Raw genomic sequence first — 11,939 nt, forward strand, 5'->3', positions numbered from 1 at the left:
CGCMAAGATCGCATAAAGGGCCCCAAAGGCGGTATGAGGGGCGTGCCCTGAAGCGGCGCTCAGCGCCCTCGGCGAGTGCCTACGCCCTCGACTTGGCACCTCGGTGATGCTTTCGACCCAATTTGCTTCGCGAGCTTCCTGCGCGTTGCTCCGCACTGCCTTCAGCGGAAAATCGAAAGACTCTCAGCTTCTCAGATCGTGCACGGCGCGTGCGACCAGCTCCTTGCCGGTCCCGCTCTCGCCATGGATGAAGACGGTCACGGCAGTGCCCGCCACGCGGCCGATCTGCTGGAACACTCTCTGCATCGGCAGCGATGCGCCGATCAGTGCACCGAAGCGGCCGGTTTCCCGCCACTGCTGGTTCATCTCCTCGACTTCGGCCCGAAGCCGGGAAGGACGGATCAAGCGCGCGAGCAGGCCCTTGAGATGCTGGGGATTAATCGGCTTGACCAGGTAGTCCGCCGCGCCCAGGCGCAGGGCCTTGATCGAGGTGTCGAGGCTCGCGTGACCGGTCATGAGAACGATCTCGGTGTCGGAGAGCAACTCGCCGTCCTCGAACATCTCGAGCCCGCTGCCGTCGGGAAGATGAAGGTCCAGCAGCATCAGGTCGGGTTGCTGGGCAGCCAGCAGGCGACGGGCTGCGTCCAGCGAGGGTGCGACCGACACCGTGTGCTGCTCGCGCGTGATCAGGCTCGCCAGCATGCGAGCCGCATCCTCGTCGTCTTCGACGATCAGCGCATGTCCCATGGCGGCTGGCTTTCGCCCGTGGGTGGCGCACGGAACGCGGGATCGAGTTCGAGCGCCAGATCGTGCAATGCATCCGCCACGCCGGTGAGGCGGGCCAGTTGCCGCGAGAAGACGTCGATCGCTTCGGCATGCAGCTGCGCATCGTCGGGCGCGGCCTCGAGCAGGCTGACCGCCGACATCAGGGTGCCAACGGGCGTTCGCAGATCATGGTCAAGCTGCGCCAGGCGCGCGGCCGCTTGAGGAAGCAGCACGCGCGACCGTGCGAGTTCGGCATCAAGCGCCTCGCGCGGCCTTGCCCGCGATCGCGCAAGACCCGTGGCGAGCAGCGCGAACGCGGCGACAACGCCGAGAAAATACGAAGGCTTCATTTGCGGCGACCCATGCCCGGGTCGGCATAGTGTGCGCCGTTCCGATGCGGTTGGCGACAGGCGTCCGCTCGGATGCAGGCACGCGGGGCAGGCCTCGCGCTGGCGGTCTCGAGCGCCGAAGATCAATGGGCGGTGCCAGCCTCGGGTGGGTAGCCAGCCGGCCGCGCCACATGCTTGAAATAGAGATCGTCCACTGTCTTCATCCAGCACTCGACGGCTTGCTGCAATTCGACATCGGCGTCGATTTCTTCCTGCGGCAGCGGAATTCCTTCTTCCACGTATTTGTCATTGAAAGGCAGGCGCCGCATCGGATATTTCGGGATCTGCACATTGGCCCTTCTGAGGGCCGCCTCTTGGCGGTAGGTGGTCAGCATGTCTGTCTCCATTTTCATTGTGGAGAAAATACTACCCAACAGGAACGCGCCTTTCCAGAGATCATTTGCAATTGTTCTTTGGCACGGGGCCTTTCGGCAAGCCGTACTGCAGTTCTTTCCGCGGTTCGGCAATCGTTGCAGGGTGGCGGCCGAATTCCAATAGCCGATATCGTTTCATTGACTCGGCGACACAAAATGGAAACCCAAATTCCGAGCGTCGTGCTGGGCCGCCCCCTGCCGCATTGACGGTGCGCAATCCGTCCGTCCCGTCGGCGCCCCCTCCCGCCAGAACGCGTGAAGCCCCACTCAGCCTTGGCTTAGCAGCCGTGCGGTGGCACGTGCGAGGGGCTCGTCGTCTTCGTCGTCGTAGAAGGTGAACCCCGGCGAGGGGTTGACCTCGAAGCAGACCCAGTCGCCTTCCGGCTTGCGGCGCAGGTCGATGCCGGCCATGGCCAGCCCCAGCGATGCGGCCAGGGCGCGCACGCGGGGCCTGAGTTCGTCGGGCACCCGCCAGGGCCGCAGTCGAACGCCCGACGATCCCGCATATCGGTAGTCGTCGGCTTCCGATTCGATCCTGTGGCCGTGGATCTCGTCGCCGATCACGTGCACGCGGTAGTCGGCGCCGGGCACGTATTCCTGGAACTGGGTCGGGCAGGTTGCGAGCCGGGCCAGCCGGACGGCATCGTCCGGCGGCAGGCGCGAGACGATGCTGCGAATGCCGCTGCAGGACTTGTAGATGATGCTGTCGTGGCGCTTCCAGAAGCTGCGCAGCGCCTCGGGGTCGTTCGTCACCAGCGTGTCGGGCACCGCGAACCCGGCTCGCGCGATCAATGCCGCCTGGTAGGGCTTGGAGCTGTTCGATCCCATCGCGGACAGCCGATTGACGACCAGCGCCGGCGTCAGCTCGAGCCAGCAGGCCAGCGCCTCGTCGAGCGCCGCGGCCGAGTCGCCGGCGCGTGCCGAGTCCTGCGGCCTCGCATAGACCGAGCGGACGCGGTCCAGTTCGCAGCGCTGGTCGCCGACCTCGACCCAGCCGCTGGGCACGGCGTCGATCTCGATGCCGATCGATATTTCGCCGTAGCGCGTCTGGTCGACCAGGAACATCGGCGTCCCGAGGCGRCTCAGTGCGGTGCAGACGGCCGCGATCGGGAGGTCGAGGGGCGAGCCCCACAGCAGCACGGGCCCCGTCGCGCGGCCTTCGCTCATGGCAGGCAGTCCATCAGTGCGTCGCCGATCGCCTGGTCGGAAAGATCGGGCCAGGGGTCGGCGCCGACGAAGCGTGCGTTGCCGTCTTCGGCATCGAAGCGCACGCCGAGCAGCGCCATTCCGGCGCCATCGGCGATCCGGCGGGCATGGGCCCGCAGCCGCGGGTGCCCATGGCCGAGGATCGTCGGGCCGACGACGTCGAGGCGAACGCATGCCCCGCTCGGGGCGGGCTGTTCCGGCATCGGCAGGCCGGGCCGCACTTCGCGCCGCACCGGCGCGACGGGCACGTCGAGGTCTAGCGCGAGCTTCGCCCAGTGTTCCCTGCACCACGCCGGCCCCGAGAGCGACGGGACGAAGGGGCGGTTCATCACCGGGCATGCCAGCGCCGACAGCCAGGCCCCGAGAAAGGCACTCATCTCGCTCGCCACGTAGTCGCGATCGGACTCGGCCACGTGCGGCAGTTGCGTGGGCGCGATCGCGGCCAGCCGCGTGATCACGCCGCGAAGCGCCGATGCGGGGACGGCGAGGCCTTCCACGACGGCGACCGAAGCGGCCGAATCGCCGACGCGATGGCACCACCCCGCGCGCGACAGATCCGAGGGCTGCAAGAGGCGCGCGCCATCCCGGCGATGGCGTGCGACGAAGGCCTGCGCCGCACTATCCCGCGCATCGGCGAGCACGAGCAGCGGCCGCTCAGCCACCTTTTTTGCTCTTGCTCTTGCTCTTGCCCGGGTCGGTAGACGGCGCCGGCGGCGGCGGCGCCGCAGGGGGACCGACGTCCGGCCGCTGCGCGGGGGCGATGAAGGAGCGCTGCAGGATCGTCGGCGACGCGATCACCGACGGGTTCGCGATCACCGGATTGACCACCGCCGGGCGCACCACCACGTCTCTGAGCTTCTCGGCCAGTACCGCCTTGTCGATGCGCACCGCCTTGTCGGCGGAAGCCTCCTTGTCCTTGTCCTTGTCCTTGCCCTTGATGCGCACCGTCACGGTGGCCTGGGCGCTGCGCCGCGGATCGGCGGTGCTCGTCGCGACCACGCTGAACACGCCGGCCGCGCCCGGTGCGACATAGTTGCCCGAGGCGCTGATGGAGCCGCCATTGCAGCTCCATGTCACGCCGGTGTCGACGCCGCCCGGGATGGCGACCCCGCTGCTGCCGACGCTGGCCGTGAACTGCTGCGAGGTCCCGGCGAGCAGCAACGCCGTCGGCGGAGATACGGCGACGGCCAGGACCACGACGGTGAAATTCGTCGTCAGCGAGGTCGTCAACTGCGAATTCGGAATCGCCGGCACGCTGGCCGTCACGTTTACCACGCTGCTCGACGCCGGGGCCGAGACCGTGATCGGGAAGCTCGCGCTGGTCTGCCCCGCCGGGATCGTGAGCGCGTTGCCGCCGTTCAGCACCACCGAGATCGTCGGCGAGCTGTTGGCTGCCAGCGTCACCGTCACCGGCGCCTGCGCGACGCTGGCGAGCACGACCTGCCCGGACACCGCACCATCGCCGAGCAGCACCGCCGCATTGAGGCCGAAGCTGCGTAGCGACACCGGCGTGGCCGCGAGCTGGAGGGTGAACCAGCTCTCGAAGTCGCTGTGGCGGCGGCCGCAGCCCGAGGGAAAGGCCAGGTCGGTGCGCAGGCTGTTGGTGCGCGACGCGCTCAGGCCCGGCTGGCCGCGGACTTCGCCGTCGAGATAGAGCCGCTCTTGCCCGAGGTCGCCCCAGATGAAATTGCCCTTCATCCGCACGCGCACGCGCGCCTGCCCGCCACTGAGCGCATTGACCACGCCTTGGGCCGCGGGACTGGGCACCCACAGGAGCGTGTTGGATTTCGCCTGCCAGCTGATCGGGTTTCCGGGCAGCACCACCGGCACGGACATCGTCAACGCCGGCTGGGCGTTGGCGGGCTGATTCGGCGCCGGTGTCGGAATGTCGACAGTGATAATCATTGAATTGTCGGAAACCGTCATCAGCGCCACGTTCGTCGGCACCGGCGTGCCCGTGCCGGGGTCGAGGTTGACCGTGTATTGCCCGATCGGTGCCCCGTCCATCGAGATCGACAGGCCCGCGACGAACTGCGAGAGCTGCAGGACGTCGTCGTTCTGCCAGCTGATCCCGGTCACGTGGAGCGCGGGCGGCACGTGGGTCAGTGGCGCGAAGCTGCGCCGGCAATCGGTGAGCAGGCTGCCAGCCGGGGTACCCGACCAGCGCAGCAGCCCGAGGCGGGCGAAGTGATGCACCACGCCGCCCGGCGGCTGCGGGGCGGCATGGTGCCATTCGACGCTGGCCGTCGCGCCCGAGCGCGCGGGGATGAGCCAGTAGTCGCCGGTCGCATACTGGCCGGCGGTGAACTGCACCTGCACCCCGAGCTCGAGATCCAGCCAGCCGCCGCCGCCCGCGGGCACCGCGGTGGCGGCGCCGTCCCAGCGCCGCATCTTCGGGTTCAGCGCCGCATCGATCGGCGTCGGCGAGGCGGCGAAGGTCACGGTCGAGGTGGCCGGCTGGACGGTGACGACCTGGATCAGCTGCCCGGTCCTGCCGTGCAGTTCGTCGGCGTCGCCGATGATCTCGACCCACTGGCCGTTGGCGAGCCCGAGCGCATCGTCCGGGCCGGTGCTGTCGACCGTCAGCGTGCTGCCGTTGAACGACCGGATGCGCGTGACCACGCTGCCGTTGTCGCGCGACCATTTGAAGCTCGCGTTGCCGTCGCTGCCGGCGGCGTGGATCTCGACCCGGTAGAGCTGGTTGTCGAGGCCGCGATAGCCGCCGCCGGGCGGGATCAGGCAGGGGCCGGCCTGGCCCAGCGTAGGCGCCGCGCGGGCGGACAGCGCGCCGCTGCCGCCGCCGGTCAGCGCGTCCCATTCGGGGAAGGCCGTGCTGCAGGCCGGCGCATCGGTCGCGGGCGGCGTGACCGCGAGCAGCTTCAGCTGGCGGATTACCTTGGTCCGCACGGCCGTGTCGGGACCGCCGAGCGCGCTCTCGCGGATGGCGGGGTCGTCGAGCGCGCTGACCAGGCGTTGCCAGACGTCGAGGTATGCGACGTAAAGCCCCTTGGGCAGCGCGAGAGTGGCCGGATTGGCGCCGGCCGCGGGGTTGGCGAAGTCGGGGTTCGGCAGATCGGGCTGCGTCAGGTAGGTCGTGATCCGGCGCAGCACGCCGTTGAAGCTGCCGGTGGTCGGCGTCGGCGGCTGGGTGATCGCGGCGGCGAGAGTCAGCGTGAGCGCGCCGTCGGAGGCGGACACGGCGGTGATGCGCAGCATCTGCGATGCGTCCGCCGTGACGTTCAGCAGCACCCACTGGCCGGCGCGGAAGTCGGCCAGATCGGAGCGCGGCAAGGTCACCAGCGCCTTGTTGTCGCCGCTGCTGCTGAAGGCCAGGCTCTGGCCCGGCTCGACATCGCAGGCGATGCCGTCGACGTAGTAGCGGCCCGAGCTGATCGTCAGGTCGCTGCCGTCGGCCGTGAAGGCCAGGCCGAAGCCCGGGTCGGCCTGCGGTGCGCCGCTCGGGCCGAGCACATCGATCCCAAGGCGCTCGCTGCGGTGGGCGTTGATGAGCTGCTGCTCGTTCCAGTCGGCGTCGACCTGCACCCGGCCTTGCTGCTGCAGCACGCTGCTGTAGTGCTTGCGCGGATCGAAGCTGTTTCGGCTGAAGTCGGCTTTCATGTCGTTCTCCCTATGGCTCAGTCGGCGAAGAGCAGGCCGCCGTCGAGTCCGACGCGCAGGTACTCCGCCAGGCGCAGGCGCAGGTTGCTCTCGCGCTGCGGGGCCATCTGTCGGTGATGGACGCCCATCTCGGCGCCGTCCTCGGCGCCCGTTCGGATCTCGTTCGCCGAGCGCCGGGCCAGTTGGCAGTAGGAGGCGTCGCCGTAGCGCAGCGAATCGAAGAGCGGCACGACGCGGCTGGCATCCGCCGCCGCCGCGGGCTGGCAGCGGTAGCGGCGCGGCACGATCGATTCGAGGGGCAGGTACGAGAAGCGCAGGCAGCCCTCCTGCCGGCGCTCGGACCAGACCGGCGCCGGCCACGGCGGGACGTCGCCCGAGAGGCTTGCGCGCGCATGGAAGATGCAGTTCGAGGCCGAGGCGATCGCCGTGCTGTGGACGCGGCCGACGAGCGTGCAGGCGCTCGCCTGGAGTGCGCCGCCCGCCGCGTTGCCGTCGGCGGCCGCGAAGGCCACCGAGGCGGGGTCACCGGCATCGACGATGCAGTTCGTCAGGCTCACGTCGCATTCCGCGGCGATGCGCAGCGCGCCGACAACGCAATGGTCCAGTTCGACCCGCGTGCCTTTGGTCTCGACGATCAGGCTCGGCGCGCCGGGCTGGGCGGCGCTGCCGTCGCCCTTGAGGATCGTTCCCGGGACGAGGGTGCAATGCACCAGCCTCAACGTGTCGGGGCCTTGTCCGGTCGCCGTGGCCGCGAGATGCAGCGCGCCGCCGCTGATGACGAGACCGTTGAGGATCAGCTCGGAACCGGCCGCGCCGCTGATCTTCAGCTCGCCCGCCAGCTGCAGCACCGGCCGCGCCTGGTCGGCGGCGCGCAGCTCGACGACGGCGTTGGCCGCCAGCGCGACCGCCGGTGTCTCGGCCCAGGTCGCACTGCTCGGAAACTCCACCGCGCCAGCAGCGCTGACCACGCTGAAGGCCGTCTGCACGCTGCCGTTCGCAGCCTGGACCTGGACCACCGGCTGGAGGCCGAGCGAGAGCGTCGACAGCCGGTCGTATTCGCCGCCGCCGAGGTCCGCTTCGCTTGCGCGATGGAACGACACCTGCAGCGGCCTGGCCGGCGCCGCGGCGAAGGCGATCCGTCCGCGCTGTGGATCGATCAGCACGCTGCCCGCCGCCGGCACGTGGGCCCACTGGGTGCCGGCGGCGTCGAGGTCCGACAGATCGGCGGACAGCAGTACCGTGCCGGCCGGCAGGCCGCCGATGAACAGCGACAGGTCCGGTCCGTAGAAGCGGCTCGGGTCGGCGGCCAGCGCGCGGCGACTGATCGGCAGCGGCAGGTTCGCCTCGCGCGCCAGCGGCGCATCGGCCGGCAGCGGCTGCGGCCGGTTGAACAGCTGCGTGTCGGCGCCCAGTGGGTTGAAGAAGAAGCGCAGATCGTCCAGCGCGAAGGCCGTGGCCCGCGTCAGGCCGGTGCTGCCCTGGGTCCACAGGTGGATGCCGACGTTCGGCAGGTTCCAGCGGCCGCCGCATCCGAGCCCGCGCACTTCGACGCCGTGGGCCGCGCTGTCGAAGGGCGAGCCGATGCGTTCGAGCACCGGCTGGTTGCGCAGGTCGACCGTGCCGCCGGCGCCGGCCCGCACGTGCTTCACGCATTGGGTGGCGGCGAGCCCGAGGAAGTACTCGACCACGTGCGCATCCCAGCCCGTGACGTCGCGGGCCAGCCGTTCGAGCACGGTGACCGTGCCCTTGCCGCGCCGCAGGTTGATCGTGTTGGCCACCTCGGCGCGCGGGCTGCTGATGGCGGCGGTCACGCCGTTGAGCTGCCGGTAGCCGATCAGGTCGCCGATGTAGGGCACGACCCAGTCGGCGCAGGTCTCGATGAACTGGTCGTCGTAGAGCTGGGCCAGGTCTTCCTGCAGCACCTGCACCTGTTCGGCCAGCACGTCGAGCAGGCGCGCCAGCGCGCCGCCCTGGTCGGCGTCGCGCAGCCGGTAGATCGCGGGCAGCAGCTGGAGCAGGGCAGCGCCGTCGAGTGTCATGGGGGTGCCTCCGCCCAGGTCGCGACCAGGTTCAGCGGCCTCGGGTCCAGGGTCAGCAGCTCGGCCGCGAGCACGCTCGCGTCGGAGCCCACCTGGGGCAACGCCGCGTCGATCTGCGCGCTCTCGCGCAGCACGGCGAGTCGCGCGGCCGGCACGAAGAGGGCGGTGTCGGTGCGCCGCAGGGCCGAGACCTGCACCGCCACCACGCCCGGCACGCCCTGCAGCAGCGCGATGATCTCGCTGCGCGTCACGGCCTGGCCGAAGCTGCGGCGCGCGAAGGAGAACGCATCGCGCGCGGCCTGCTGCGCGGCGGCCAGCACGGCCTCCATGTCCCAGGCCGGATCGACCATCAGGTTGGCGCTGAAGGTGAAGGCGCCGCGCCGGTAGCTGCTGAGCCGCACCTGCACATTCGGCTCGGCCGAATCGCCGATCGCCGAGAGCAGGTGGCCGAAGACCGCGCCCCCGGCTTCCACGTCGGCGCCGTCGATGCCGGCGACCGTCAGGAAGACGCCACGGGTCTGCCCGAACCAGGTCCAGGTCGCGAGCGCCTTCGCGATGCCGCCGAAGGCGCGCGCGAAGTCCTCGTAGTCCTGCAGCGAGACGATCCGCCCGAGCGTGCTCAGGCCGAGCGCGGCGTTGGTGCGGATGTCGTCGGCGGTTTCGGCGTCGGTGCCTCCGGTGGCCGGCGTCGGATTGGTGACGCCCTGCACGCCGAGCGGGCGCGTCTGCAGCAGCGTCAGCTGGCCCGCCGCGACATTGCCGACTGCGCCGATGCCCTTGCGGTAGCTGGCGACGAGATTCTCGGTGCCGGTCGCCGGCCGTGCGCCGTGGCTGCCGTCGCCGAAAGTCAGGCTGGTGCTACCGTCGTCGTTGAGGCGGGCGATGTAGACGCGGTCTCTGGCGGCGCTGCCGTAGAGGTCGTGGACCTCGCTCCACAGCACGCCATTCACGCGCAGCGCCAGGGTCGATGCGACACCGCTCGGCGTCGCCGCGCTGACATGGGTGAGCGGCGCTTGGCGCAGCGTGAAGCGCTGCGACGGCAGGCTCGCATTGCCGCTGCCGAGCACTTCGTTCACGCCGCTGCCGTGCGTGGCCGGCGCCACGTTGCCGTTGATCGTGACGGTCTTGCGCACATAGGCCTGGGTCAGCGCGCTGATCAGCGTCAGGCGGGTGCCGCCATCGGCGCCGATCACGTGCGCGACCGACTGGATCTGCACCATCTCGCTGGCCTGGTTGCCGGGCGAGTCGGCGAGTTCGCCCGTGACGATCAGACGCTGGCCCGCATAGAGGCCGTCGACCCAGGCGTCGAGGTCGATCTGGCTGTCGGCCGGCAGCGGGTCCTCGTTCGGCAGGCGGGCCAGGGGCAGGGCTTCGCTCTCGGCCTGCAGGGTGGCGCCGCGATAGCTGCTGAAGCTCGGATAGGCGATCGACACCGGCCCGCTGTCGCTCTGGCCGACCACCGACAGCCGCAGCTGGGTCACCTTGCCGCTCATCGTGTACTTCGCGATGCCGTGTTCGGCCACCCCGTCGACGTTGGCGACGACCCAGTGGTCGCCCTGGTCGTCGCTCCATTTCAGCGCTGCGAAGCTGGGGGCGGTGTCGCCAGCGGGCGCGATGCGCGGGTAGCTGGCATCGAGCAGCGGATCGAGCACGTCGGCAGGCGGCTTCCAGTCGCCGCCAACGCTGCGGTCGTCCGAATACTGGCCCGCGATGGCGGCCGGCAGGCTGCGCGGATCGGGCGCGTTGTAGCCGAACAGCGAGGCCTTGGTGCGCAGCGCATAGACGCTCGCCGCCACCGGCGGAGACCACGCCGCGAGGGTCTTGAACAACTGTGTGAGCTTGAGTCCGAAGCGCCAGCCGAAGACGTGCAGGTCGTCGGCGCGAGCGACGAAGGGCGCATTGGCCGCCAGCACCCGCTGCGTCACGAAAGACCAGTTGCGCGGGGCCGCAAAGGTGGCCGACATGTTCAGCGGCACCGTGTCGAGGCGCAGCGACTCGAAAGCGATGCGCGGCCTGCGCGGTGGCGGCGGCGCGGGTACCGGCACCTGGGCCCCGGAGATCGCCGGCCGCAGCGTCACCCGGGTCTGCTGCTCGGCCGCCATCGGCGCCACGCCGGACACCGTGCGCAGCACCGGGCGGCTTCCCGCATCGCTCGGCGCCACGACCACGCTGTCGCCGGGCTTCAGGCCGGTCGATACGCCGCTCAGCAGCACGTCCGTGGTGTCGGCATCCACGGTCTGCGCGAGGCTCAGGCTGGGGCGGAACGCGTTCCACTCGACCCTGGCCGGAACGGTCTCGAGGGTCTCGAACGTCTGCGGCAGGCCGCCGGGCAGCGGAATGCTCTGCACCCGCGTGCCCGCGGGAACGTCGACCGCCGTCGGCGGCGTTCCTGGAGCCTGCATCATCGTGAAGGCCAGCCAGGTGCTCGCGGCCACGCCGGGTTGCGGCACATAGCCGACCAGCTCGGCCAGTCCCGCGAGCGATCGCCGTTCGGTCGCGGTGCGCAGGAAGGACTCGTTGGCGATGCGCTCCTGGTAGAAGCTCAGCACGTCGGCGACGCTGGCCCAGGCATCGATCAGCCCGAGCGTGAAGTCGCCGGGGTCGCGCGTGCGCAGCTCGGGCAGCGTGCCCAGGCGCGCCTGCATGCTTTCCTTAAAGAGCGGCTGCGTTCCGACCCGGTAGCTGATCGAGGACAGGCCGGCGCGGTTGGCCACCACCGCCGGCGTCTGCGGCGAAGTGCCGGCGCAGGCGCCGCAGGCGTCCAGCTCGCCCGACGAAGGAGAGGCGGTCCCGTTCATTTCCCGCCCCTCACCACGAAGCTGAAGACGCCGCGTTCCGGAAAGTCCGGGTTGTTGTCCAGCCGCGCCACTTCGAGCCGCCCGATCGGCAGCACACCCGCATCGAGCGCCGCGCGTCCCGGCTCGCCGCGCCGCTGGAAGGTCGTGATCTGCACCGAGGCGACACCGTCGATCGCCATCGCCGCCGCATACATGGGGCTCGAATACACGTCCTGGCCGATGCGAAAGTTGTCGGGGTGGAAGAGCCCGAGCCGCCCGTCGGGCCGCACGCGGCTGTTGAAGACCTCGGACAGGGCCTGCGCGACCTCGGTGCCGAAGTAGTCCGGCCGCACGCTGACATGCATCGCGATCTCGAGCGGCACCGCGATCGGCGCCTCGATCTCCRGGTCGTGGCCGGCCATGCGCAGGCTTTCGAGCGACTGCGCGAGCCGGGCTTCTGCCGCCGCATCCAGCGCGCCGCCGCCGAAGGGGTCGACCGTGACGAAGACGCTGCGCCAGCTGCCGGTCCAGCGCATCGTGGCGGCCGCGCTCTGCACGCCGGGCAGCTTGGCGGCCAAGCGCGCGTAGTCGTCGGGCGTGACGGCGCGCTGCTGCGTGCGCAGCGCATACGGCGCCTTGGCGCGCACCGAGGCGATGCTTTCGGGCTCGGTGCCGCCGCTCGCCGGCAGCGGCTGGCGAACGCCGGCGATGGCCGGGTCGTCGGTCACGATGCGCACCAGCGTACCCGCGCCGACATTGCCGGCGCTGCCC

Annotated in this window: 8 protein-coding genes and 1 pseudogene; all 9 read right to left on the minus strand. The window is 70.4% G+C overall.

The genetic code is table 11. The features are described from left to right. Positions 1-183: 183 nt before the first annotated feature. Positions 184-747, minus strand: coding sequence for a sigma-54-dependent transcriptional regulator (locus AC1DY5_RS23670; protein WP_478115301.1), 564 nt, complete (start codon positions 745-747; stop codon positions 184-186). Next, entirely contained in the window at positions 732-1,115 is a 384-nt protein-coding gene (locus tag AC1DY5_RS23675; protein WP_478115303.1) for a hypothetical protein, read from the minus strand. The genes AC1DY5_RS23670 and AC1DY5_RS23675 overlap by 16 nt, the downstream gene beginning before the upstream one ends. Before the next feature lie 122 nt (positions 1,116-1,237). Further along, a complete protein-coding gene (locus AC1DY5_RS23680; protein WP_478115305.1) occupies positions 1,238-1,489 on the minus strand; it encodes a hypothetical protein in 252 nt (83 codons plus the stop codon). A gap of 306 nt (positions 1,490-1,795) precedes the next feature. Further along, positions 1,796-2,695 (minus strand): ATP-grasp domain-containing protein, encoded by a 900-nt coding sequence (locus AC1DY5_RS23685; protein ID WP_478115306.1) that lies wholly within the window; start codon positions 2,693-2,695, stop codon positions 1,796-1,798. Then, a complete protein-coding gene (locus AC1DY5_RS23690) occupies positions 2,692-3,396 on the minus strand; it encodes a hypothetical protein (RefSeq protein WP_478115307.1) in 705 nt (234 codons plus the stop codon). The genes AC1DY5_RS23685 and AC1DY5_RS23690 overlap by 4 nt, the downstream gene beginning before the upstream one ends. Continuing rightward, positions 3,389-6,352, minus strand: a complete 2,964-nt coding sequence (locus AC1DY5_RS23695) for a DUF6519 domain-containing protein (RefSeq protein WP_478115308.1) — start codon at positions 6,350-6,352, stop codon at positions 3,389-3,391. Before AC1DY5_RS23695 ends, AC1DY5_RS23690 begins: the two co-directional genes overlap by 8 nt. A 17-nt stretch (positions 6,353-6,369) precedes the next feature. Continuing rightward, on the minus strand, positions 6,370-8,391 hold the full coding sequence (locus AC1DY5_RS23700; RefSeq protein WP_478115309.1) for a hypothetical protein: 2,022 nt from the start codon (positions 8,389-8,391) through the stop codon (positions 6,370-6,372). Then, on the minus strand, positions 8,388-11,189 hold the full coding sequence (locus AC1DY5_RS23705; RefSeq protein WP_478115310.1) for a putative baseplate assembly protein: 2,802 nt from the start codon (positions 11,187-11,189) through the stop codon (positions 8,388-8,390). Before AC1DY5_RS23705 ends, AC1DY5_RS23700 begins: the two co-directional genes overlap by 4 nt. Next, positions 11,186-11,939 (minus strand): annotated as a pseudogene (locus tag AC1DY5_RS23710) (putative baseplate assembly protein); the annotation flags it as partial. The gene AC1DY5_RS23705 and the pseudogene AC1DY5_RS23710, both read right to left, overlap by 4 nt.

This window comes from Variovorax sp. P4_D9, from assembly GCF_056401695.1.

What these genes read in the sequence shown, in the direction of transcription:
- AC1DY5_RS23670 (WP_478115301.1), bottom strand. Translation starts at nt 747, where the DNA reads ATGGGACATGCGCTGATCGTCGAAGACGACGAGGATGCGGCTCGCATG.
- AC1DY5_RS23675 (WP_478115303.1), bottom strand. Translation starts at nt 1,115, where the DNA reads ATGAAGCCTTCGTATTTTCTCGGCGTTGTCGCCGCGTTCGCGCTGCTC.
- AC1DY5_RS23680 (WP_478115305.1), bottom strand. Translation starts at nt 1,489, where the DNA reads ATGCTGACCACCTACCGCCAAGAGGCGGCCCTCAGAAGGGCCAATGTG.
- AC1DY5_RS23695 (WP_478115308.1), bottom strand. Translation starts at nt 6,352, where the DNA reads ATGAAAGCCGACTTCAGCCGAAACAGCTTCGATCCGCGCAAGCACTAC.
- AC1DY5_RS23700 (WP_478115309.1), bottom strand. Translation starts at nt 8,391, where the DNA reads ATGACACTCGACGGCGCTGCCCTGCTCCAGCTGCTGCCCGCGATCTAC.
- AC1DY5_RS23705 (WP_478115310.1), bottom strand. Translation starts at nt 11,189, where the DNA reads ATGAACGGGACCGCCTCTCCTTCGTCGGGCGAGCTGGACGCCTGCGGC.